We start from the raw sequence: 24,139 nt of genomic DNA, 5'->3' as shown, positions 1-24,139 counted from the left end.
GCCCGTCGCTCGGCTGTCACAGAAGCCGAAATGTTGCCGCTCACTCGCGCCTCCTGGGGGAGGGGCGTCGATTGCGCGAATGTGCGCTAGGCGCCTCGTCTCATCTCCTGATTCCGGTGGCTTTTGCCCTTGTTTTCGCGGCTTTGGTTGGCCGCGTCATCCCTTATTGTCAGTCGCATGAAAGCGTCCCAATTCTTCATTTCCACGCTCAAGGAAGCGCCCGCCGACGCGGAGATCGTCTCGCACAAGTTGATGATGCGTGCCGGCATGATCAAGAAGCTTGGCGCGGGCCTCTATACGTACATGCCCGTGGGGCTGCGTGTGATCCGCAAGGTCGAGCAGATCGTGCGTGAGGAAATGAACGCCGCCGGCGCGGTGGAGGTGCTGATGCCGGTGGTGCAGCCGGGCGAGCTGTGGCAGGAGACCGGCCGCTGGGACAAGATGGGCGACGAACTGCTGCGCTTCAAGGATCGCCACGAGCGCGATTTCGTCATGCAGCCGACGTCGGAAGAGGTGGTGACCGACATCGCCCGTACCGAAATCCGCTCGTACAAGCAGCTGCCGGTCAATTTCTACCAGATCCAGACCAAGTTCCGTGACGAGCGCCGCCCGCGCTTCGGCATCATGCGCGGCCGCGAATTCACCATGAAGGACGCGTACTCCTTCGACCGCGACGCCGAAGGCCTGAAGGTGTCGTATCAGAAGATGTACGACGCCTATACGCGCATCTTCCAGCGCTTCGGCCTGGAATTCCGCGCCGTGGCCGCTGATAACGGCGCCATCGGTGGCTCGGGTTCGCACGAATTTCACGTGATTGCCGACACCGGCGAAGACGCCATCATCTATTGCCCGGATTCGGACTACGCCGCCAACATCGAGGCTGCGGAAGCCGTGGCTCCGGCCGAACCGCGTGGTGCCGCCGTGGAGGCGCTCACCAAGACGCATACGCCTGGTCGCTCAAAGTGCGAGGCTGTTGCCGAGCAACTGGGGATTCCGCTGCAGCGCACGATCAAATCCATCGTGCTGGCCACTGACGTCGAGGGCGGCGAGCCCCAGATTTGGCTGCTGCTGCTGCGCGGTGATCATGAACTCAACGAGGTCAAGGCATCGAAGGTGCCCGGCCTGGCCGATTTCCGCTTTGCCACCGAAGGCGAAATCCTGCGCGTGTTCGGCACGCGGCCGGGTTATCTCGGCCCGATCGGCACCAAGCTGCCCGTGAGGGTGGTGGCCGATCGCACGGCGGCCGCCATGAGCGATTTCGTGGTTGGCGCGAACGAAGAGGATTACCACTTCACCGGCGTGAACTGGGGCCGCGACTTGCCCGAGCCCGAGGTCTACGACCTGCGTAACGTGGTGGCAGGCGATCCGTCGCCGGATGGCAAGGGCACGCTGGCCATCTGCCGCGGCATCGAAGTCGGTCACGTCTTCATGCTGGGCACGCGTTACTCCGAGGCGATGAACGCCACGTTCCTCGATGAAAACGGCAAGACGCAGCCGATGGTGATGGGCTGCTACGGCATCGGCATCACGCGCATCCTGGGTGCGGCCATCGAGCAGAACTACGATGCGCGCGGGATCATCTGGCCGGCCTCGATCGCGCCGTTCCAGGTGGTGATCTGCCCCGTGGGCTACGACCGCTCCGACGCCGTGCGCGAGGAAGCCGATCGCCTGCACGCCGAACTCGTTGCCGCTGGCATCGATGTGATGCTGGACGACCGCGGCGAGCGCCCCGGCGCGATGTTCGCCGACTGGGAACTGATCGGCGTGCCGTTCCGCGTAGTGGTGGGTGACCGCGGCCTGAAGGAAGGCAAGCTGGAATTCCAGGGCCGCCGCGACGAAGCCGCGACCGCCGTGGCACCGGCCGAGGTGCTGGCGACGCTGAAGGCGCGTCTCGCGCAATAACGCAACAACAGGACCGACCTGCATGCGCCGCCTGTTTTCTGCTCGCCTGATCGCCACTGCGCTGTGCGCGGGGACGTTGCTCGCGGGCACGCAGGCGGCGTGGGCAGGCGCCCAGAAAGAGGAATACCTGGCGGATTCCGTGCGCAGCGCGCTGTCTGCTGCCGTGGCCGACAGCCGCCCGCTGCGCCCGGTATTTGCCAGCAATGACGAGCAACTCGGCTACCTGCGCTGGCTGGCCGAGATGTCGGTGCGCATGTCCGGCAAGATTCCGCAGGCGTCGGTACGCGTCGAACTGATCGAGACGGCGTATTACGAAGCCAAGCGCGCTGGCCTGGACCCGGCGCTGGTACTCGGCCTCATCCAGGTGGAAAGCGGCTTTCGCAAATACGCCATCAGCAGTGCCGGTGCGATGGGCCTGATGCAGGTGATGCCGTTCTGGACGCGCAGCATCGGCGACAACGACTCGCGCAAGCTTTTCCATCTGCAGAGCAACCTGCGCTACGGCTGCACGATCCTGCGTCACTACCTCGACATGGAAGGCGGCAATCTGTATTTGGCGCTGGGCCGCTACAACGGCAGCCGGGGCCAGCCGCAATATCCGAATGCCGTGCTCGCTGCGTGGAAGCGCTGGCAGTATCAGGAGTCGAGCGCGATGACGGTGTCTGCGCCGGCCGAGCCCGTTGTCCCCGCTGCGCGTGCCAAGGCATTGCCTGAAGTGCCGGCGCGCAATCCTTTCTCGCCACTACGTATTGCTGGCGGTCCGGCAGGCGGTTCCTGATCTTCTGTCGGCGAACGGTGGGCCTACAATAGGGCCATCTCTCGTTCGCCCGCATCTCCATCCCGCATGTCCACCCCCCAACCGTACGCGACGATGTCTGACGCGCTGCGCGACTGGCTGCAGCGTCACGTGACCGAAGGTTTCGAGGCCGAATCCCTGGTGGCGTCGATGGTGCAATCCGGCTACGACCGCGCTTTCGCGCGCCGTGTCGTCGATGAGGCGCTGACCGCTCGCGCGCCCGCCCCCGTTGTGGCGCCCGCGCCGACACCTGCTGCCGACCAGGCGGTTGAAAACAGCAATGCCGTGCATACCGCCGACGGCGACATTCCGATCCTGTTTGCACTCGAGACGCCGCGCATCGTGCTGTTCCAGCACTTTCTGTCGGACGCAGAGTGTGACGAGCTGATCGCGATCGGGCGCAACCGCCTCAAGCGCTCGCCCGTCGTGAACCCCGATACGGGCGAGGAAAACCTGATCTCGGCCCGCACAAGCCAGGGCGGGATGTTCCAGGTCGGCGAGCATCCGTTGATCGCCAAGATCGAAGCGCGCATCGCACAGGCCGTGGGCGTACCGGTCGAACACGGCGAAGGCTTCCAGGTGCTGAACTACCAGCCCGGCGGCGAATACCAGCCGCACTTCGATTTCTTCAACCCGGGCCGTAGCGGCGAGGCGCGCCAGCTTGAAGTGGGCGGCCAGCGCGTGGCCACCATGGTCATCTACCTGAACAGCGTGCAGGCGGGCGGCGCGACTGGCTTTCCGAAGCTCGGACTGGAGGTGGCGCCGGTCAAGGGCAACGCCGTCTTCTTCGTCTACAAGCGCCCGGACGGCACGCTGGACGAAGACACGCTGCATGCCGGCCTGCCGGTCGAGCGTGGCGAGAAATGGATCGCCACCAAATGGCTGCGTGAACGCCCATACCGTCGCGGCGCCTGATCGACATCAGGCGATGGAATACACCTTTCTCTCGGCGACCGTGCTGCTGGTGCTGATCACCGATCCGCTCGGCAACATTCCCATCTTCATCTCGGCGCTGCGGCCGGTGGCCCCCGAGCGCCGGAACCGCGTCGTGCTGCGCGAGGTCGGCATTGCATTCGTGCTGCTGCTCGTCTTCATGTTCTTTGGCGAGAGCTTCCTGCGCATGATGAGCCTGACCGACATGTCGCTGCAGATTGCAGGCGGCATCGTGCTGTTCCTCATCGCACTGCGGATGATCTTCCCGCGTGAAGGTGCGGCCGAGTCGCAGCCCACCGGCGAACCCTTCATCGTGCCGTTGGCGATCCCGGCCATCGCCGGGCCGTCGGCGATGGCCACGGTGATGCTGTTGGTGTCGCAGGCGCCCGGGCGCATGTGGACGTGGGTCGGCTCGCTGTGCGCGACGATGGCCGTGTGCGCTGTGGTGCTGCTGAGTGCCACGCACATCCAGCGCCTCGTGGGTGAGCGCACGGTGATGGCGTTCGAGCGGCTGATGGGGCTGATCCTGGTGGCGATCTCGGTGGAGATGCTCCTCAAGGGCATTCGCACCTTCGCGCATCAACTCTGAACCCCGCGCGGGCAACAAAAAGGGCGACTGAGATGTCGCCCTTTTTTGTTTGCCGCGGTGCCGCCTCAGGTGTTCTTTAGCGCGCGGATGGTCGGAAGGTTGCGCCAGTAGCCCTTGGCGTCCATGCCGCAGCCGAACACGTAGCGGTCTGGCACGTTGAAGCCGCAGAAGTCCGGGTACAGCGGTTTGGACTTGCTGAGCGTCTTCTCGCACAGCACGGCGGAGTAGAACTCGGCTGCGCCCATGTCGATGATGCGCGAGCGGATGGCGGCCATCGTTTCGCCTTCGTCGAGAATGTCGTCCAGCACCAGCACCGTGCGGCCCTTGACCGACTCGCGCGGCGCCACGCGCCACTGCATCTCGCCGCCCACCGTCTTGTTGTTGTAGCGCGAGAGGTGGATGTAGTCGAACTCCAGCGGGAAGGCCAGCTTGGGCAGCAGCATGCCGGTAAAGACGGCCGCGCCGCCCATCACGGACAGCACCATCGGGAAGGTGTCGCCGATCTTCTCGGTGATCTCTTCGGCCATGCGGTCCAGCGAGCCGCGCACGGCGTCTTCGCTGACGATTTCTTCGGAGTTGGCCCAGAGTTCGCGGGCCTGTTCTGCGCTCAGCATCGTGTCGGTTCGGTGAAACGGTTCGGTGTGTCGATCAAGGGTGCGATTCAGTAAGGAGGGTAGCCCGCTCAGCGGCCGCCGAACAGCCCCTTCATGCCGCCTTTCATGCCGCCCATGGCGCGCATCATCTTCATCATGCCGCCGCCTTTGAGCTTTTTCATCATGCCTTGCATCTGCTCGAATTGATTGAGCAGACGGTTGACTTCCTGCACCTGCACGCCCGCACCGGCGGCGATGCGGCGCTTGCGGCTCGCCTTGATGAGTTCGGGCTTGGCGCGCTCGGCAGCCGTCATGCTGTTGATGATGCCTTCCATGCGGCGGACCTGCTTTTCAGCCTGGTCCATGTTGGCACCCTGCGCCTGTTGCGCGAACTGCGCCGGCAGCTTGTCCATCAGGCTGCCCAGGCCGCCCATCTTCTTCATCTGGCCGATCTGGGCCTTGAAATCTTCGAGGTCGAAGCCGCCGGTCTTCTTGATCTTGGCCGCAAGCTTCTGCGCCTCTTCCATGTCGACACCGCGCTGGGCTTCTTCCACCAGCGCAAGGATGTCGCCCATGCCCAGAATCCGCTGGGCCATGCGGTCGGGGTAGAACGGCTCCAGCCCGTCGAGCTTTTCGGCCACACCGACGAACTTGATCGGCTTGCCCGTGATGTGACGCACCGACAGCGCCGCGCCGCCACGCGCATCGCCGTCGAGCTTGGTCAGCACCACGCCGGTCAGCGGCAGGGTGTCGTTGAAGGCCTTGGCGGTGTTGACGGCGTCCTGGCCGAGCATCGCGTCGACCACGAACAGCGTTTCGGCCGGCTTGAGCGTGGCGTGCAGCGCGGCGATCTCCTGCATCATCGCCTCGTCGATACCAAGGCGGCCGGCCGTATCCACGATCAGCACGTCGTGGTAGTGCTTCTTGGCCCAATCCAGTGCTGCGGCGGCAATGTCCACCGGCTTCTGGTCCGGCTGCGAGGGGAAGAACTCTGCGCCCACCTGCTCGGAAACGGTCTTCAGCTGCGCGATGGCGGCGGGGCGATACACGTCGCACGACACCGTCAGCACTTTCTTCTTCTTGTTCTCTTTGAGCCACTTGGCGAGCTTGCCGACCGTGGTGGTCTTACCCGCGCCCTGCAGACCGGCCATGAGGATGATCGCGGGCGGCGTGACGTTGAGGTTCAGCTCTGCCGCGCGGCCGCCCATGATGTTGCTGCCGACGCCTTCCAGCGCTTCCTGGCCGCCGATGATGGCCGTCAGTTCGCGTTGGACGATGCCGACCAGCGCCTGGCCAGGCGAAAGGCTTGTGATGACGTCTTCGCCGAGCGCTTTTTCCTTGACGCGGGCAATGAACTCGCGCACGACCGGCAGCGCCACGTCGGCTTCAAGCAGTGCCAGGCGGACTTCGCGCAGCATCTCGGCGGTATTGGCTTCGGTCAGGCGCGCTTCGCCGCGCATGGTCTTGACCACGCGCGCGAGCCGTTGGGTCAGGTTATCCAGCATGACAGTGACAGGGATCCGGAATTGGGGACGGGATGAAGAGGAGGCCGGCGCGCGTTTCGCTTGCACCGGCTAGGAATGTGCTTATTGCGCGCATGTTGCGTTCCCGCCCAACGAGGCTTTCGGCGGGGGCGGGCCCCAGCCAAAACCGGGGTGCGCTGCGGTAAACTGTGCAAATGGCAATTGTACTGTATGCGCTGACGGCGCTTCTCTACGGCACCCTCGCTTCGGTAGCGTGGGCGCGACGCGGTGGACTGGGCGCCCAGGCCCCGGCCGGAGCCATGGCGGCAGGCGGTCAATCGCCGGGCGCCACGGTGCTCGTTCCGCCGCCTCCGGGGGCCGCCGACACTGTCCCGGCCTGGTGGCGCTGGGGTTTGCTGGCCGCCTTGATCGCGCACGGGTTCCTGCTGCACGAGACGATCTTCCCGGCCAGTGCCATGGTATTTGGCTTTGCCTATGCGTTGTCGGCCATGCTGTGGCTGGGCGTGGGCATTTTCTGGATCGAAAGCCTCTTCTTCTCGCTGGCCGGCCTCGGCCTGCTCGTGATGCCAGTGGCGCTGGTCGGAAGCCTGCTGCCGGTGGCCTTCCCTGGCACGCAAATTCTCGGCTATGCGGCCAGCCCGCTGTTCAAGCTGCACTTCGCTATTGCCAACGTGGCCTACGGGCTGTTCACGCTGGCGGCATTCCACGCGATCCTCATGCTGGCTGCGGAGCGCCGACTGCACACGATCAACCGCCCGGAGGCAAGCTGGTTCAGTCGCTGGCTGGATTTGCTGCCGCCGCTGCTCACGCTTGAGAAACTGCTGTTCCGGCTGATCGGGGCGGGCTTCATTCTGCTGACGCTGACGATCGCCTCGGGCGTGCTGTTCTCCGAACAGCTGTTCCACAGCGCCTTCCATTTCGACCACAAGAACATCTTTGCCGTGCTGTCGTGGGCGATGTTCGGCGGCATCCTGATCGGTCGGCGTTTTCGCGGCTGGCGCGGGCGTGTGGCGCTGCGTTGGGTGATGGCGGCCTTTGCGATCCTGCTGCTGGCATACGTGGGCAGCCGCTTCGTGCTCGAAGTCATTCTGCATCGCGCCTAGCGCGTTCCTGGCGCCAGCGCCGTTACCTGTCCTTGTCTGTTCCCCATGTCCCGTCCTGTCCTGCTGATCCTGATGCTGCTCGCCGGCTGGTGGTGGTTGAGCCGCCTTGGGACGCGCTCCTCCCGCGCTTCGGGGCAGGGCCAGACGGCCCCGCGCGGGCAGGGCACGGCCCAGCGCACTCCTCCCCCCCAGGCGTCGCAACCCATCGAGCAATGTGCGGTGTGCGGCGTGCACGCGCCGCGCACCGGCATGATCGCGCTACCGGGCGGCCGCTATCGCTGCCCGGAACATGCTGACCGGGGCAACACATGACGCCCGAAGCGTCAGGTGCCGCGCGGGCAACACCGTCCGCCGCGCGCAGCCTGCTCTCGCGCCTGAATGCCTGGCGCGCAATCCGGGCGGTCTGGCTGGAGCCCGATCCGCCTGAGTTCCAGTGGCGCTTGCTGCGCTATTTCGCCTTCAGCCGCGCGGCCGTGGCGCTGGTGCTGTTGCTGTTCGTGATGGTGCCGCGCGAGCACAACGATGCCGTCGGCCTGCCCAATAGCGACGCTTTGCTCAGCCTGACGCTGCCGTATCTGGCGATGGCCCTGCTGATCCTGGCGGCGGCCGGCTGGTGGCGCACGCGATTCCAATTCCGTGTGCGGCTGGATGTGGTGCTCGATCTGCTGTTCCTGGGGCTGGCGTACGCCACGCTCTCGCGTCTGTCGGCCAGCGTGGCGATGGTGCTGCTGGTGCCGGTGCTGGCCGCGGGAGCACTCACCAGCCTGCTCTTTGCGCTGTTCACGGCGGCGGTGGCGTCGATCGTGGTGCTGGCCGATCCGTTCCTGCAGATGATGAGCGACGGCGTGATTGCGCCGGGCCTGGCATCTGCCGGGCTGTACGGCATGGTCTACATGATGGCCGCGTCGATGATGTACGGCCTGTCGCACCGCCAGATCGCGCAGGAACGTTTGACGATGGCCCGCGAGCGCGAGCTGCGCCTGCAACAGCTCGTCAACCGCCTGATGGTCTACGACATGCAGGACGGCGTGATGCTCGTGCGTGCCGATGGCCGCGTCGTTGCCGCCAACCCGGCCGCAGCCATGCTGCTGGGCGTGCCGCAGAGCGCGTTTGTCGGCAGCGGTGCAATGTTGTTCGACCTGAAGGACGTGCCGCACCTGCGCCCGCTGCTCGAAACGCTGCGCCAGTGGCTGCGCCGCAAGAGCCGTCCGGCCGATGGCACTGGCGACGACGATGCACCGCGCATCCTCGATCTACTGCCCATGGCTACGGGCGGCCGGGGCGGCCGCGCGATGTTGAGCGCCCGGCTGCGCCTGCGTTTCATCCTGCCGAGCCTGGCCAACCTGCGCAGCGTCTATATGGATAGCCTTGTCAGCTCGATCGGCCTGGGCCTGCCGGGCGAGGGCGGCGAGATGCGTCCGCGCATTCCGTCGGCCGAAGCCACCGCGCAGGGCTGGTCGGCGGACGACGAAGCGTTTCTGCGCCACGAGTTGCACGACACCGTGCTGGTTCACGTGGAAAGCTGGGAGCGTGTGGCGGAGCAGGCGCAGCAGGAGAAGCTGGCCTCGATGGGGCGGCTGGTGGCAAGCGTCGCGCACCAGATCCGCAACCCGCTGGCCGCGATCAGTCAGGCCGCCGAACTGCTCGACGATCCGGGCGAGGGGGGCGAGGGCCAGGATGGCGGCGCACACGTGCGACCGGAAAACTCCGGGGTGGAGACGCGCCTGCTGCGCATCATCCGGGATAACGTGCGCCGGCTCGACCAGGTGGTTGCCGACGTGCTGATGCTCTCGCGTCGCCCGCGTGGCGAACGCGTGCGCGTGCAACTGGCGCAGGTGCTGCCGGAGGTCGTCGAGCGCTGGCGTGCCGAAGCCCTGCGCCGCGCAGGCGAAGCCACCGAGATCAACCCGAACCTCGTGCGCGTGGCCGTCGACCTCGGCAAGCCCGTGCTGTTCGACCCGGCGCAGTTGCAGCAGGTAGTGGGCAACATGCTCGACAACGCGTTGCGTTATTGCCGCCGCGTGCCGGGTTCGATCCAACTGGCGGCCTACGCGCTGGACGACACCCACGCCGAACTCGTGATCTGGAACGACGGCCCGGAAGTGCCGACTGAGCAGCAGCGCAGCCTGTTCGAGCCGTTCTTCACGAATGACGCCCAAGGCACTGGCCTGGGCCTCTACATGGCGCGCGAGTTGTGTAGCGCCAACGATGCGCAGATCCGTTACGGCGCCATTGCACTGGAATCCTTGCTCGATCGCACCGGAGCGTTGACCATGGAGGCGCGCGACACGTTGCCGCGCCGCGCCTTCGTCATCACCCTGATGTTTGACCAACCTGCCTTGGCCGTAGCGGAATGATCTGCTGGCCGCGAATTTCTGCCGACCATCTGCTGATCCATGTCCAAAGCCGCCATCGTTCGCGAACCCATCCTCGTCGTCGATGACGAAGCCGACCTGCGCGAGCTGCTGGAAATTTCCCTGCGCCGCATGGGGCACGACGTCGTGCTCGCCAGCGGACTGGCCGAGGCGCGCGAGGCGCTCTCCCGCCAGCGCTTTGCGCTTGTGCTGACAGACATGCGCCTGGGTGATGGCCTGGGCATTGAACTCGTGCGCCAGCTTTCTGCCACGGCCGACCGCACGCCGGTGGCCGTCATCACTGCTTATGGCAGCGCCGAGAATGCGGTGGAAGCGCTCAAGGCCGGTGCGTTCGATTACATCGCCAAACCGCTCTCGCTGGACCAGTTGCGCAGCCTCGTGCTCAACGCGCTGGGCCGCCAGCAACGCGATCCCGATCCCGGTAATGCCGACTTGGTGGAGCGCACCAACGACCTGCTGCCGGGCCATTCCGCCGCGATGCAGGAAGTGCGCCGCTCGCTGATGCGCCTGGCGCGCAGCATGGCGCCGGTGGTGATCAGCGGCGAATCCGGCAGCGGCAAGGAGCGTGCGGCGCGCGCGGTGCATGCGCTGTCTGCGCGTGCATCGCGGCCGTTCGTGGCGGTCAACTGCGGCGCGATTCCCGAGAACCTGATGGAAGCCGAGTTTTTCGGCTACGTGAAAGGCGCTTTTACCGGCGCCGACACCGACCGGCAGGGTTTCTTCCAGGCGGCCAATGGCGGCACGCTCATGCTCGATGAGGTGGCCGACCTGCCGCTCACGATGCAGGTGAAATTGCTGCGTGCGTTGCAGGAGCGCCGCGTGCGCAAGATCGGCGAAAGCCGCGAAGACCCCGTCGACGTGCGTGTCGTGTGCGCCAGCCACCAGAACCTTGCGCGTCTGGTGGCTGCCGGCCGCTTCCGCGAAGATTTGTTCTACCGCCTGAACGTGCTGGAACTGCGCATGCCCACGCTGCGCGAGCGGGCCGAAGACGTGCCCGTGCTGGCCGGCGTGCTGCTCGAGCAGCTTGCCAGCCGCTACGGCGATCCGCGCCCCAAGCGCCTGACGCGTCCGGCGCTGCAGCAACTGTGCGCGTATCCGTTTCCGGGCAACGTGCGCGAGCTGGAGAACCTGCTGGAGCGCGCCTACGCCTTTGCGGAAGGCGAGTCGATCGACGTGGATGACCTTGGCGCACTCGGCGCCGAGATCGAGCGCTCGCCGCTGTTCCACCGCACGCGCGAGGCGCAGGCCGCCGCAGCGGCCCATCACCCGATGTCGCCGCCGATGACAAGCTGGCCTGATGCCGTCTACATGCCGGCGGCCGTGCCAAGTCCCATGGGGATGCCGCAACCAGTGGCGCAGCCTGAGCCGGCCCCTGTAGCGCAGCCGGCGGAGCCGTCGCTGCCGAGCGTTGCATTGCCGATCGATCTGCCGGCCTATCTGGAGTCGGTCGAGCGCAATGTCATCCTGGCCGCCCTGGACCAGACGGGCTTCAACCGCACGGCGGCCGCCAAGCTGCTCGGATTGTCTTTCCGCCAGTTGCGCTATCGCATGCAGCAGCTTGGTATTCGTGACCCGCGTGACGTGGAAGCGTCGCCGGGCAGCGTGGGCGAGGCGGCCGGAAATGGACTGAACGGCGATGCCTGAACGGTTGCACATCGGTGCTGATGGATGGGTGGACGGCGCACGCCGCCATCCGTCGCCGAATATTGACGCACGGCCGGACGGCATGCCGATCGACCTTATCGTGCTGCACAACATCAGCCTGCCGCCGGCGCAATCCGCGGCCGACTTCGGCACCGACCACGTGCTCGACTTCTTCACCAACACGCTCGACTGCGACGCGCATCCGTACTTCGATCAGTTGCGCGGCGTGCGCGTGTCGGCGCATTTCTTCATCCGCCGCACGGGCGAATGCGTGCAGTTCGCGCCGTGCGACGCGCGTGCCTGGCATGCCGGTGCGTCGGACTTTTTCGGCCGCACGCGCTGCAACGATTTTTCGGTCGGCATTGAAATCGAGGGCACCGACGATCTGCCCTTCACGCCCGAGCAGTACGCCACCACGGCGTCGCTTGTGCGGGCGATTTGCGCGGCGTATCCCATTACGGCGATTGCAGGCCATTCGGACATTGCACCGGGCCGCAAGACCGATCCGGGACCGCATTTCGACTGGGCGCATCTGCGTGCGCTCGGCGGGTTCAACGCGGCGTTGTTTCCGTATCAGTACGCGCTCTGACGCGACAATCCTCCCACGCCTCACGGTCTGCGGCTCACGTGCGAGGGTAAAACCGTGGAGTGTCACCCTCCAAGACTCAGGCGTGAGGGTGAAACGGTGGAGCGTCAGTGTCCAGGCGTCGCACGCGAGCCTGAAACCGTGGAACGCCACAGTCGGAGGGTCGCGTGCGAGGGTCAAACTGTGGCGTTCCACGGTTTGAGGCTCACGCACGACAGTAAAACCGTGGAGCGTCACGGTCCGACGCTCGCGTGCGAGTGTGAAACCGTGAAGCGCGACCGTCGGATGCCCATTTCGTCGATCAATCCGGGAACGATTCCAGGGTCTGAAGCTCGCGCACGACACTTGAACCCGCGAACACGGAGGTGTGAGCACCATACGCGGGAATAAACGTCTCGAACGTCGTGGTGTGAAGCCCAGGCGTCGGGGTGAACCCGTGGCATTCGGCCCTTCGAGGCCAACACGTTGCAGGCCGCACGCCCTACGCAGCGCCGAAACGGAAGCGGGCAGCCCGCTTTCGAAGGCCGCCCGCATCTTTCCCTGCTTCTCTTTCTACTTCACTGCCTGCCTCAGGTGCCCATCGCCGGGTCGGACACGCCGTCCTTGCCGGTTTCCATGCGACCGGCAAAGCGCCGCGTGAAGCCGCCTTGCGGCACCGTCACCGTGAAGTCGTACCAGTTGCCCTGGCGCGCGATCGGCCAATGCTGGTCGAGCTGCTTGCCGGCCGGGATGTCGAACGTCCACGGGCCGTCATTGCGGTAGGCATTCGGCTTGACGGTGAAGGTGCAGCCGGCGGTGCCGGTGTTCATCATCGTCACGTAGACCTCGGCGTTGGCCAGGTCGTAGCACACGCGGATTTCCGGCGCGCTTGCACCCGCCGCCGACACGGCGCTCACATCGCCCGAGAACGCGCGGTGGAAGCCGTTGGGGCCCAGCACCCACAGGTCGTACTTGCCCTTGTCGGCGGTGAACACGTCCCAGGTGTCGTCGAGCATCTTGCCGGGCTCGACCGCATAGCGGCGCGGCACGCGGTCCAGATGCAGGCGGTCGTACACGTGGAAGACGGCAGCCGCCGTGCCGGTGTTGCTGAAGATCAGGCGCAGCGCGCGGTTGGTGGCGTCTTCGCGGGCGCTGACATGCAGCTCGTACGGCAGGGCGCGCGAGGGGCGGGTGCCGGTGGCCTGCACAGGCATCTGCTGCGCCGTGACGGAGGGCAGCGGCACCTGCGGCTGCAAGCCTTGCGCGGTGCGGATGGCGTCGGCGGTGGTCTTGTCGCGGCTGGGCAGCGTGGGCAGCGTCTCGTTGTTCGGGTTGACGAAGTTGAAGGCGCTGGTCAGGTCGCCCAGTACCGCGCGGCGATACGCGCTGATGTTGGTCTCCTGGACGTTGAAACGCAGTTCCAGGAAGCGCAGCACCGATGTGTGATCGAACGCCTGCGAGTTGACCCAGCCGCCGCGGCTCCACGGCGAGACGATGTACATCGGCACGCGCGGGCCGGGGCCATAGGGGTGTTGGTCGGTGTGGTACTCGCCAGCGGTGCTCACCGTCGACTTGCCGGCCAGCACGCCGTTGTCATAGGCCGGTGCTGCGGGCGGCGGCACGTGGTCGAAGAAGCCGTCGTTCTCATCGAAGTTGATGAACAGCACGGTCTTGCTCCACACGGCCGGGTTGGCGGTGAGCGCGTTGAGTACTTCCTGCGTGTACCACGCGCCCTGCACGGGGCTCGACGGGCCGGGGTGCTCGGAATACGTGGCCGGCGCGACGATCCACGACACCTGCGGCAGTTGCCCGGCGGCGATGTCGTCCTTCAGCGCCTGCAGGAAGCCGCCGTCGGGCATGGTGTTGCCGACGCCCTTGATCAGCGGGCTGACGGTTTCGTCGGCCGGCGTGTACGGCGGGAACGGGCTGCCGTCGGCCAGGTTGCCGCGCGCGGCGTTGGCATCGCGGTAGGCCTTGAAACCGGCGAGCGGGTTGTCGGTGAAGTTGTCCGGCATGTTCTGGTAGACCTTCCACGACACGCCGGCAGCCTGCAGGCGTTCCGGGTAGGTCTTCCAGTTGTACGTGACGCCGGCGTCGAGGTGGTCGCCGCTGTTGTCGATGACCGGGCCGCCCGCCGCGCCCGTCGGGTCGTTCGTGCCCGTCCAGTGGAACAGGCGGTTGGTGTTGGTGCCGCCGTGGAACGAGCAGTGGTACGCATCGCACAAGGTGAAGGCGTTGGCCAGCGCGAACTGGAAGTCCAGTTCCGCCTGCTTGTAATAGCCCATCGACTGCGTCTGCTTGTAGGTCGGCCACTTGCTCATGCGGCCGAGGTCCCATGCGTTTTGGGCATCGGGGTAGCTGTGCGGCGTGCCCGAGACGCGCTGCGCGTTGCCGGCGCTGCTGTCGAGGTAATACGGCAGCACCGTGCGGCTCGGCCCGCTGCTTGGCACGTAGGTCTGCTGCCAGACGTTCAGCCCGCCGGCCAGCGGAATGGGGAAGCGGTCGCCGAAGCCGCGTACACCTTGCAGCGTGCCGAAGTAGTTGTCGAACGATCGGTTCTCCTGCATCAGGATCACCACGTGTTCAACGTCGCGCATCGTGCCGGTGGCGTTGTTGGCGGGAATCGCCAGCGCACGGCGGATCGACGGCGGGAAGGCGGCGAGCGCGGCGGCGGAAATCGCCCCCGTGCTGGCCATCTTGAGGAAGTTGCGGCGGCTGCCGTTGTTGGCGTGGTTCGTGTCGGAAGTCATGTCGGTCTCAAACGCAAGTCGATGGGAAGCCGCGCGTTACGGAGCGCAGTGCAGGGTCGGCTTGTTGGCCGGCGGCTGGCCGGGTTGATCGGGCTGAGCGGCGCCGGGGCCTGTGCTCGGCGTGCCGTCGTTCGAATCGCCGCCGCAGGCCGACAGCGACAAGGTGGCGGCGCACAGCAGCACGGCGGCCAGCCGGTGCGGCCGCGCGAGAGGGTGGATGAAGGGCTTCATGAGCGGTCTCGTTCGGGTTGGGGGAGGGGGTCAGGGGTTCAGCGACGACAGCGGCTGGTGCGAGCCGTTGATCGTCTTGAGTTCGTCCAGCGTCAGGCGGCGCATCCACATGGCGAGGTCGTCGTAGGCCATCACGCCCTTGAGCGAGCCCGGGTTGTTGGGCACGTAGTTGTGCGTGGCGTCGTCGTTCAGGCCCCAGACCTTGGTGGCCAGGCCACCCAGCTTCGTGACGTCGGTGTTGGCGATGGCCTTGTCTTCCACCTTCTGCACGCCGAGCACCGGGTCCAGGATGTAAGCGCTGAAGCGCTTGGCCTGCGCGTCCACCGACAGGGCGAGATAGGCCCACTGGTTGGCGCTGAACTTCATGCCCTGGATGTCATCGCGCTTGCCGCCGCTGCCCAGGTTGAAGCGCACTTCGCAGCCGCCCCACAGTCCGATGGCGATGCCGGCATTGGAGCCGGAGGTGTAGTCCTTGTTGGCGAGGATCGGTTCGCCGGTGCCGTTGCCCTGCGTGCAGTCCGACTTGAACCAGAAGCCGATGGTGAATTGCGGGCTTAGCGCGATGTCAGCGCCGTTCTGCGTGAGCTTGTAGGCGTCGATGCGCGAATCGACCGAGAGCGCCGTGCCGCCAAAGGGGTCGGCGGCAGCAGAGCCGCCGTCGGTGCCGGCCACCCAGGGGCCGATCGTCGAGCTGGCTTTACGGTCGGTTGGCGGCAGCGGATCGAAGCTGTAGTACGCAGCAAGGCCGTTGGTGAGCGAGGTCGCCAGCGGCGTTGGCGCCACGTAGCTGATCTGCGCGAGCATCGAGACCGGCACGTTGTTGCGCACCAGCGTGTAGTTGATGCGGTAGATGCCGCTTGCGGTAGCGATGTTGCTGTCGGTGTACTGCGTGGCCGTGGCGGGCAGTGTGGCAACCGGCTTGCCATCACGCAGCACGGTGATGGGGCCGCTGGCAGCGGTCGGGTTCTGCCAGTTCAGCAACAGCGAGGCGCTGTACGCTCCCACGGTGCTCTGGAGGTTGCGCACGCCGACGGCACTGGCCGTGAGTGCTGCACCGTCCAACTTGTGAGCGGTGGCCGGCACGGCGGCGTTCAATTGCGCCAGCACGGTCGGCACGATGTCGGCCTCGCTCGGCAGGGCAGCGAGCGCGGCTTCCGACGTGGGCGCGGCCATGCCGTTCTTACCGAGCACCGGATTGACGCTCTTGTTCAGCGCGATGAAGGCGGTGCGGTTTTCAAGCGTCGGCGCCGACGTGGTGGCACCCGTGGCGTCCAGCCCGTGGCTGGTGGTGACGACGACGAGCCAGTCTTCGTTCGGGTTGGCGGTGCGGCGCTGGGCGATGGCGGCTTGCAGCGTGCCCAGCGCCTGGTCGACGTTGGCCAGCGCAGCGGTGTACGCGTCGCTTTGCAGGCCGGAAGCCAGCGCGGCGGCGGCCGGTGCGGTGTATTGCGCGAAGACGACGTCGTAGCCGGACTGCACGAGCTTCACGCTGTTCTGCGTCACGCAGGTGTCCACCTGGGCGCAGTCCACGAGCGTGTCGAGGTTGCCGGCTTGCTGATCCGCCTTGAGAAGCGCAGGCAGCGCTGCCGAACTAACTGCGGCGCCGAGCCGTTGCGTGGCGCCGGCTGCCTTGGCGGCGCTGCGCGCGTAGCTGAACACGCTTGGGGCGGCCAGGGTGGTGACGGTGTCGTCGGTCACGCCATGGCGGTTTTGCCAGGCGCCCGTCAGCACGGTGGCCCAGCTTGGCGTGTCCAGCGGCGGCTGGGCGGTGGTGGTGCCAAGCGTGCCGCCGGTCGAAGCCGGCATCACCGCCAGCGCGCCCAGGTTCGGCAGGCTGTGCTGCAAGAGCGCACTCTGTACCGGCGCATAAGTGGCGCCGTCCACGCCGACCACCAGCACCTTTTTGCTGGCGCTGGTAGAGGGCGCGTCTGTGTTGCCCTGGTTGGCGATGGGGCTGCTGTCGCTACCGCCGCATGCGGTCAACGTGGTCGCCAGCGTCGCGGCCACGGTCGTGCTCAGCGCGGCCGTCAGCAGCCGGCGCGCGGGGTGATTCCAAGCCATGTCGATTTCCTCGGTCGTTGTGCGCGGCGCTCGGTGTCCCGCCGCTGTGATTGCGCTCCCTGCAATGCGACCGAAGCGTAGGGTGGGGGCCTGTCGCTCAAGTGACAGCCTCGGCAAGAATGCTGATGTGGCTATTCGGATTTCTTCAGCGGGTGAATGCCGGGGATTGCCCCGGCGCGCGGCACGCGTGCACCGGTGCAGTGCGCAGCACACATACCCCTACCGAAGATGAGGTGACGTCTATTGAGCTTGCGACGTCGATAGAAAGAATTATTCTGAAGAGTCGGTCATTGCGACGCCGCACGCCAGTCCCGCCGACCCTTTGTGCAGACTGGCGTAGCGGGTTTGCGGCACCGCATTGGCGGGTGAAAAATAGCCCTCTGCCCCCACCTGTCAAGTCTAGGCAAATTCGATTGGGCCACTATACTTAGCGTCAATCCCGGAGTTGGACACTAGATGTAGTGGTCGCTTTCCGGGATTCTTATTTCAGCGCCACGCGGGGGCGGGCATACGGCAGGTCAAGCCGGCGCTTGGGGGCTGAGGAAAGGCAGGGGTCTTTTCCGTCTCATTTCTCCGCGTAGCGCAAGGATTCGCCCAGGGTGCTTCACCCCCGGCGCGCCAATAAAACGAACGGTTCAACAGGAGTCCACATGCAGACGGCCCAACCAGAAATCCACTCCGGCACCGCCAACCCCTCCCAATTTGCGCAAAGCGCTGGCGGCACGGCCGCTGCCCCCAGCACTGGCTACGCGGACTACAAGATCATCCGCCGCAATGGCGCCGTGGTGAGCTTCGAGCCTTCGAAGATCGCCGTGGCCATGACCAAGGCCTTCCTCGCCGTGAATGGCGGGCAGGGCGCTGCTTCCGCGCGTGTGCGCGAGCTGGTCGAGCAACAAACGCAGAACGTCGTGCGCGCTCTGCTGCGCAGCCGCCCGAACGGCGGCACGTTCCATATCGAAGACGTGCAGGACCAGGTGGAACTGGCCCTGATGCGCTCGGGCGAGCACGACGTGGCCCGCGCCTACGTGCTGTACCGCGAGCGCCGCGCCCAGGAGCGCGCCCAAGCCGGTGAAACCCAGCAGCAACCGGCCTTCATCGGCCTGAACGTGACCGACGGCGGCATCACCCGCCCGCTGGACATGGCGGCGCTGCGCAACGTGATCGTCTCGGCCTGCGAAGGTCTGGGCGAAGCGGTGGACCCGGAGCCGATCCTCAAGGAAACGGTCAAGAACCTGTATGAAGGCGTGCCGATGACGCAGGTGTACGACTCGGCCATCCTGGCCTCGCGTACCCTGATCGAAAAGGACCCGGCGTACAGCCAGGTCACGGCGCGCATCCTGATGCACACGATCCGCCGCGAAATCCTCGGCGAAGAAGTCACGCAAGCGGAAATGAGCACGCGCTACGTCGACTACTTCCCGCAGTTCATCAAGCGCGGCATCAACGCCGAGCTGCTCGACGACAAGCTGGCGCAGTTCGACCTGGCCCGCCTGGGTGCGGCCCTGGACGCCTCGCGCGACTTCCAGTTCAACTACCTCGGCCTGCAGACGCTGTACGACCGCTACTTCCTGCACATCAATGAAACCCGCATCGAGATGCCGCAGGCGTTCTTCATGCGCGTGGCGATGGGCCTGGCGCTGAACGAAATCGACCGCGAAGCCCGCGCCATCGAGTTCTACCAACTGCTGTCGTCGTTTGACTTCATGTCGAGCACGCCGACGCTGTTCAACTCGGGCACGCGCCGCTCGCAGCTGTCGTCGTGCTACCTGACCACCGTGTCGGATGACCTGGACGGCATTTACGAGGCGCTGAAGGAAAACGCGCTGCTGTCGAAGTTTGCCGGCGGCCTGGGCAACGACTGGACCAACGTGCGCGCACTCGGCTCGCACATCAAGGGCACGAACGGCAAGTCGCAAGGCGTGGTGCCGTTCCTGAAGGTGGTCAACGACACGGCCGTGGCCGTGAACCAGGGCGGCAAGCGCAAGGGCGCGGTGTGTGCGTACCTGGAAACGTGGCACCTGGACATCGAAGAATTCCTGGAACTGCGCAAGAACACCGGCGACGATCGCCGCCGCACGCACGACATGAACACGGCCAACTGGATCCCGGACCTGTTCATGAAGCGCGTGATGGAAGGCGGCGAGTGGACGCTGTTCTCGCCGTCCACCTGCCCGGACCTGCATGACAAGGTCGGCAAGGCATTCGAGCAGGCCTACCTGGCCTACGAAGACAAGGTCGCGCGCGGCGAGATCAAGCTCTTCAAGAAGATGCCGGCGCTGCAGCTGTGGCGGAAGATGCTGGGCATGCTGTTCGAAACCGGCCACCCGTGGATCACGTTCAAGGATCCGTGCAACATCCGCAGCCCGCAGCAGCACGTGGGCGTGGTGCACAGCTCCAACCTGTGCACGGAAATCACGCTGAACACCAACGACAGCGAAATCGCCGTGTGCAACCTGGGTTCGGTCAACCTGGTCGCCCACCTGGTCAAGCAGGCGGATGGCAGCGTGGTGCTCGATCACGAGAAGCTGAAGAAGACCGTGCGCACGGCCATGCGCATGCTCGACAACGTGATCGACATCAACTACTACGCGGTCAAGAAGGCACGTGATTCGAACCTGCGCCACCGTCCGGTCGGCATGGGCATCATGGGCTTCCAGGACGCGCTGCACGTGCTGCGCGTGCCGTACGCCAGCGACGCAGCGGTGCAGTTCGCCGATACCTCGATGGAAGCCGTGTGCTACTACGCCTACTGGGCGTCGACCGAGCTGGCTGAAGAGCGTGGCCGCTACAGCAGCTACAAGGGCTCGCTGTGGGACCGTGGCATCCTGCCGCAGGACTCGCTCAAGCTGCTGGCCGAAGAGCGTGGCGGCTACCTGGAAACCGACATGTCGTCGACCATGGACTGGGACAGCCTGCGCGGCCGCATCAAGCAGTACGGCATGCGCAACTCGAACTGCGTGGCGATCGCCCCGACGGCAACGATCTCCAACATCATCGGCGTGTCGGCCTGTATCGAGCCGACGTACCAGAACCTGTACGTCAAGTCGAACCTGTCGGGCGAATTCACGGTGGTCAACGACTACCTGGTGCGCGACCTGAAGGCACGCGGCCTGTGGGACGAAGTGATGGTCGCCGACCTGAAGTACTTCGACGGCTCGCTGGCCCGCATCGACCGCATTCCGCAAGACCTGCGCGACCTGTACGCAACGGCCTTCGAAGTGGAGCCGACGTGGCTGGTGGAAGCGGCATCGCGCCGCCAGAAGTGGATCGACCAGGCTCAGTCGCTGAACATCTACATGGCCGGCGCGTCGGGCAAGAAGCTGGACGACACGTACAAGCTGGCCTGGCTGCGTGGCCTGAAGACCACGTACTACCTGCGCACGATCGGCGCCACGCACGTCGAGAAGTCGACCGTGTCGCGCGGCACGCTGAATGCGGTGTCCTCGGGTAGCGATACAGGTGGTGTGTCGGCTGCAGGTGCATCGGGCGTGACGTCGGCCGCACCGACCAGCGCGCTGGATGCCGCTGCTGCCACCGCCCAGGCGATGCCGGAAGCCGAAGGCGCCGTGTGCACGATGCGCCCGGGCGACCCCGGTTTCGAGGAATGCGAAGCCTGCCAATAAGTCAAAACAGTGTCTGAGGTTGCTCCCGCGCAAGCGGGGGCGCCGTGACCTGAACGACACTGGACTCGCGCTCCAAAAGAGCGGGAGCGACGAGCAAAGAATTAGGAGAAACACATATGCTGAGCTGGGACGACGACGTCAAACCTGCCGCACAACCTTCGGCTGCACCGCAGCCGGTGTATCAACCGCAGCCGCAACTGCAAACGGCCACCGCTGATCAGGGCGGCGTGCTGCCCCCGTCGGCCACGCAGGCCGTCGGCACGGGCATCCTCGGCAACAACCCGAACGCTGCTGCCGCACAGAGCAACCGCCGGGTGAACGCCGCCGACAAGCGCGTCATCAACGGCGCCACCGATGTCAACCAGCTGGTGCCGTTCAAGTACAAGTGGGCCTGGGAAAAGTACCTCGCCGGCTGCGCGAACCACTGGATGCCGCAGGAAATCAACATGTCGCGCGACATCGCCCTGTGGAAAGACCCGAACGGTCTGACCGAAGACGAGCGCCGCATCATCAAGCGCAACCTGGGCTTCTTCGTGACGGCCGATTCGCTGGCCGCCAACAACATCGTGCTGGGCACGTACCGCCAGATCACCGCGCCGGAATGCCGCCAGTACCTGCTGCGCCAGGCGTTTGAAGAGGCGATCCACACGCACGCGTATCAGTACATCGTTGAGTCGCTGGGCCTGAACGAGGCCGAGATCTTCAACGCGTACCACGAAGTGCAGTCGATCCGCGACAAGGACGAGTTCCTGATCCCGTTCATCGACACGTTGACCGATCCGTCGTTCAAGACCGGCACGCCCGAGAACGACCAGAAGCTGCTGAAGTCGCTCATCGTCTTCGCCTGCATCATGGAAGGCCTGTTCTTCTACGTTGGCTTCACGCAGATCCTGGCGATGGGCCGTCAGAACAAGATGACCGGCGCTGCCGAGCAGTACCAGTACATCCTGCGCGACGAGTCGCTGCACTGCAATTTCGGTATCGACCTGATCAATCAGATCAAGCTGGAGAACCCGCACCTGTGGACGGCCGAGTTCAAGGCCGAGATCACGGAGCTGTTCAAGAAGGCCGTCGACCTCGAATACCGCTACGCCGAAGACACCATGCCGCGCGGCGTGCTGGGCCTGAACGCACCGATGTTCAAGGGTTACCTGCGCTTCATCTGCAACCGTCGCTGCCAGCAGATCGGCCTCGACGCGCTGTTCCCGAACGAAGAAAACCCGTTCCCGTGGATGAGCGAGATGATCGACCTGAAGAAGGAGCGCAACTTCTTCGAGACGCGCGTGATCGAGTACCAGACCGGCGGTGCGCTGTCCTGGGAGTGATCTGAGCCACGCGCTCGACCCGGCATCAACGTAGACAGGCGACGCACCATGCGTCGCCTGTTTGCGTTTTGGGGCGTCCATTCACGTTTGTGCGATTGCGCCGCGCCTGTCAGACATGGCACGCTGCGGCTACCACTGCCCCCGGATTCCCGCTATGACGGTCGAAGCCTTCTTCTCGCAGACCTACGATGAAGCGCGCAGCAAGTTCCTCGCCGCCGCACAGAGCCGGGGGCTTCGCATCGAGCGTCATCTGCATCCCGATGTGGTGGGGCCGTCTGGGGAGCAACTTTCCATCGATACCGCGCTGCTCGCGCCGGCGCAGGCTCAGGCTCTGCTGATCGTCACCTCCGGCGTCCATGGTGTGGAGGGGTTCTGCGGCTCCGGCTGCCAGACCGGCCTGCTGCAAGACGACGAACTGTTCGCGCGGCTGGCGGCTGCCAACGTAGCGCTGCTGCTGGTGCATGCGGTCAACCCGTACGGGTTTGCACACTTGCGGCGCGTGAATGAAGACAACGTTGACCTGAACCGCAACAGCGTCGACTTTGCCGAAGCCGCGTCCGCCAACCCGGCGTATCTCGAAGTCGATCCGCTGCTGCTGCCGCGCACGTGGCCGCCCAGCCAGGCGGATCAGGCAGCGTTGCAGCACTACATGGTCACCCGCGGCGAAAAAGCTCTGCAAGACGCCGCAACGAGCGGCCAATACCGCGTGCCGGACGGCATGTTCTACGGCGGCAGCGCGCCGTGCTGGAGCACGCTGCAGATGCGCGGGATCGTGTCGCGGCACGCGGCCGGCATGTCGCGCCTGGTGTGGATCGACCTGCATACCGGGCTCGGCCACTACGGCCACGGCGAGAAGATCTTCAACAGCCCCGATCCTGCCGAGCTGGAGCGTGCCATGCGCACCTGGGGTGCCGATGTTCGACCGATTGCTGCAGCGGGTTCGGTCTCGTCGGTCGTCAAGGGCGATCTGATGGGCATCGCGTATGAACTGCCGCCCGGCATCGAGAAGACCTGCGTCACGCTGGAGTTCGGCACGCTCGCGCCGCTGGCGGTGCTGCAGACGCTGCGCGCCGACCACTGGCTGCATCGCCATCCGGAGCAGGGCGCCGCGCAGCAGGCTGGCATCCGCAGGGCGCTACGCGATGCATTTTATTGCGACGTGCCGGAATGGAAGGGGATGGTCTACGCGCAGACGCGCATGGCTGTATTGCAAGCCGTGGCGCGGGTTTCCGGCTAGCTCTGGGCGGGCTTGGGGGCGCGCACCGTCAGCGCGCACCCCGCCGACGCAGCGATGATGGCGAGGATCGCCACCCACTGGCGCCCGGTCAGTTGCTCGTGCAGCACGATCGCTCCGGCCAGCGCGCCGATGGCCGGCTCCAGGCTCAGCAGCACGGAAAACGTCTTGCCCGGCAGGTGCTTGAGCGCCACCATCTCGAGCGAATACGGGATCGCGCTCGACAGCAGCCCGATCCCGAGTCCCGCCAGAATGAGCGAGGGCGAGAACAGCGCCCACCCGGCCTGCGCCACCCCAAACGGAATCGCAAACAGCGCACCGACCACCATGCCGATCGACGTCGCCTGGCCCGCATGCAGGCCGCCGAGGTTCTTGCCCGTCAGGATGTAGAGCGCCCAGCACACGCCGGCGGCCAGCGCATACACCGCGCCCAGGTGGTCCACCTGACCGACCGACTTGTCGGCCACCGTCAGCATGAGCAAGCCGACCACCGCCAGCCCGATCCACACGAAATCCAGCGCGCGGCGCGACAGCAGCACGGCCAGCACCAGCGGCCCCGTGAATTCGATGGCGATCGCAATGCCGATCGCCAACCGCTGCAGCGACAGGTAAAACAGCAGGTTCATGCTCGCCAGCGTGACGCCATACAGCGCGATGCGGCCGGCATCTGCGCGGCTCAGGTGCAGGCGCCACGGCCGCCAGAACGCCAGCAGGATCACCGCGCCAATCGTCACGCGATACGTGACCGTGCCCGCCGCGCCCAGCACCGGAAACAGCGTCTTGGCAAACGAGTTACCGAGGCACACGGAGGCCATCGAACCCATCAGCGCAAGGATGGGCATCCAGGGGGAGGTGGACGTCGTCGAAGCAGTGGAAGCGGAAGCAGCGGAAGACATGAGCGACAGCGGAGGGGGGGCGGCAGGAAGCGCGG

Annotated in this window: 18 protein-coding genes; 12 read left to right on the top strand and 6 right to left on the bottom strand. The window is 65.7% G+C overall.

What is annotated here, in order from left to right:
* The first annotated feature begins 177 nt into the window (after window positions 1-177).
* The 4 genes from ACTJK6_RS16900 to ACTJK6_RS16885 all read left to right on the top strand — a co-directional run bounded on the left by ACTJK6_RS16900 (window position 178) and on the right by ACTJK6_RS16885 (window position 4,220).
* Window positions 178-1,902: a proline--tRNA ligase gene (locus tag ACTJK6_RS16900; RefSeq protein ID WP_316871832.1), complete on the top strand. Its 1,725-nt coding sequence runs from the start codon at window positions 178-180 to the stop codon at window positions 1,900-1,902.
* Window positions 1,903-1,924: 22 nt separating this feature from the next.
* Window positions 1,925-2,680 carry a lytic transglycosylase domain-containing protein gene (locus ACTJK6_RS16895; RefSeq protein ID WP_316871831.1) on the top strand — a complete coding sequence of 252 codons (756 nt, stop codon included), beginning with the start codon at window positions 1,925-1,927 and terminating at the stop codon, window positions 2,678-2,680.
* Between the two features lie 66 nt (window positions 2,681-2,746).
* The gene (locus tag ACTJK6_RS16890; protein WP_232041061.1) at window positions 2,747-3,613 is read left to right on the top strand and encodes a 2OG-Fe(II) oxygenase; all 867 of its coding nucleotides are present in this window, start codon (window positions 2,747-2,749) and stop codon (window positions 3,611-3,613) included.
* A 13-nt stretch (window positions 3,614-3,626) separates the two neighbouring features.
* On the top strand, window positions 3,627-4,220 hold the full coding sequence (locus tag ACTJK6_RS16885; protein WP_012436452.1) for a MarC family protein: 594 nt from the start codon (window positions 3,627-3,629) through the stop codon (window positions 4,218-4,220).
* Between the two features lie 65 nt (window positions 4,221-4,285).
* On the opposite strand, the gene ACTJK6_RS16880 is transcribed toward ACTJK6_RS16885, so the two are convergent.
* Together ACTJK6_RS16880 and ffh are read right to left on the bottom strand one after the other, a co-directional pair.
* On the bottom strand, window positions 4,286-4,834 hold the full coding sequence (locus ACTJK6_RS16880) for a hypoxanthine-guanine phosphoribosyltransferase (RefSeq protein WP_232041060.1): 549 nt from the start codon (window positions 4,832-4,834) through the stop codon (window positions 4,286-4,288).
* 68 nt (window positions 4,835-4,902) lie between these two features.
* Window positions 4,903-6,318, bottom strand: coding sequence for a signal recognition particle protein (gene ffh, locus ACTJK6_RS16875; protein WP_260802218.1), 1,416 nt, complete (start codon window positions 6,316-6,318; stop codon window positions 4,903-4,905).
* 173 nt (window positions 6,319-6,491) lie between these two features.
* Here ffh and ACTJK6_RS16870 point away from each other — a divergent pair, with 173 nt between their 5' ends.
* From ACTJK6_RS16870 to ampD, 5 genes are read left to right on the top strand one after another with little or no spacing between them, the layout of a single operon-like run.
* Window positions 6,492-7,400: a cytochrome C assembly family protein gene (locus ACTJK6_RS16870; RefSeq protein WP_232041058.1), complete on the top strand. Its 909-nt coding sequence runs from the start codon at window positions 6,492-6,494 to the stop codon at window positions 7,398-7,400.
* Window positions 7,401-7,445: 45 nt separating this feature from the next.
* A complete protein-coding gene (locus ACTJK6_RS16865) occupies window positions 7,446-7,712 on the top strand; it encodes a hypothetical protein (RefSeq protein WP_316871830.1) in 267 nt (88 codons plus the stop codon).
* Window positions 7,709-9,757, top strand: a complete 2,049-nt coding sequence (locus ACTJK6_RS16860) for an ATP-binding protein (RefSeq protein WP_232041056.1) — start codon at window positions 7,709-7,711, stop codon at window positions 9,755-9,757. Before ACTJK6_RS16865 ends, ACTJK6_RS16860 begins: the two co-directional genes overlap by 4 nt.
* Window positions 9,758-9,796: 39 nt before the next feature.
* The gene (locus ACTJK6_RS16855; protein WP_232041055.1) at window positions 9,797-11,419 is read left to right on the top strand and encodes a sigma-54-dependent transcriptional regulator; all 1,623 of its coding nucleotides are present in this window, start codon (window positions 9,797-9,799) and stop codon (window positions 11,417-11,419) included.
* Complete coding sequence (ampD, locus tag ACTJK6_RS16850; RefSeq protein WP_440839600.1) at window positions 11,412-12,008, top strand: 1,6-anhydro-N-acetylmuramyl-L-alanine amidase AmpD; 597 nt, start codon at window positions 11,412-11,414, stop codon at window positions 12,006-12,008. Before ACTJK6_RS16855 ends, ampD begins: the two co-directional genes overlap by 8 nt.
* Window positions 12,009-12,574: 566 nt before the next feature.
* Here ampD and ACTJK6_RS16845 read toward each other — a convergent pair.
* From ACTJK6_RS16845 to ACTJK6_RS16835, 3 genes are read right to left on the bottom strand one after another with little or no spacing between them, the layout of a single operon-like run.
* Window positions 12,575-14,734, bottom strand: coding sequence for a phosphocholine-specific phospholipase C (locus ACTJK6_RS16845; protein ID WP_440839599.1), 2,160 nt, complete (start codon window positions 14,732-14,734; stop codon window positions 12,575-12,577).
* Window positions 14,735-14,770: 36 nt separating this feature from the next.
* Window positions 14,771-14,965 carry a hypothetical protein gene (locus ACTJK6_RS16840; protein WP_252690587.1) on the bottom strand — a complete coding sequence of 65 codons (195 nt, stop codon included), beginning with the start codon at window positions 14,963-14,965 and terminating at the stop codon, window positions 14,771-14,773.
* Window positions 14,966-14,995: 30 nt separating this feature from the next.
* A complete protein-coding gene (locus tag ACTJK6_RS16835; RefSeq protein WP_440839598.1) occupies window positions 14,996-17,026 on the bottom strand; it encodes an alkaline phosphatase family protein in 2,031 nt (676 codons plus the stop codon).
* A 650-nt stretch (window positions 17,027-17,676) separates the two neighbouring features.
* Here ACTJK6_RS16835 and ACTJK6_RS16830 point away from each other — a divergent pair.
* The 3 genes from ACTJK6_RS16830 (at window position 17,677) to ACTJK6_RS16820 (ending at window position 23,211) form a co-directional block, all read left to right on the top strand.
* A complete protein-coding gene (locus ACTJK6_RS16830; protein ID WP_260802212.1) occupies window positions 17,677-20,649 on the top strand; it encodes a ribonucleoside-diphosphate reductase subunit alpha in 2,973 nt (990 codons plus the stop codon).
* A gap of 116 nt (window positions 20,650-20,765) precedes the next feature.
* Window positions 20,766-21,974, top strand: coding sequence for a ribonucleotide-diphosphate reductase subunit beta (locus ACTJK6_RS16825; protein WP_440839597.1), 1,209 nt, complete (start codon window positions 20,766-20,768; stop codon window positions 21,972-21,974).
* A 154-nt stretch (window positions 21,975-22,128) separates the two neighbouring features.
* Window positions 22,129-23,211, top strand: coding sequence for a M14 family metallopeptidase (locus ACTJK6_RS16820; protein WP_440839595.1), 1,083 nt, complete (start codon window positions 22,129-22,131; stop codon window positions 23,209-23,211).
* Here ACTJK6_RS16820 and ACTJK6_RS16815 read toward each other — a convergent pair.
* Complete coding sequence (locus ACTJK6_RS16815) at window positions 23,208-24,104, bottom strand: EamA family transporter (RefSeq protein ID WP_440839594.1); 897 nt, start codon at window positions 24,102-24,104, stop codon at window positions 23,208-23,210. The two genes, ACTJK6_RS16820 and ACTJK6_RS16815, sit on opposite strands and share 4 nt — an antisense overlap.
* Window positions 24,105-24,139: the final 35 nt, after the last annotated feature.

The sequence above is a fragment of the Ralstonia sp. 22086 genome, assembly GCF_052045975.1.
In the GTDB taxonomy this organism is placed as follows: Bacteria; Pseudomonadota; Gammaproteobacteria; order Burkholderiales; family Burkholderiaceae; genus Ralstonia; species Ralstonia wenshanensis.
Note: the sequence above shows the minus strand (reverse complement) of the source record. Positions and strands in the feature narration are given on the sequence as shown.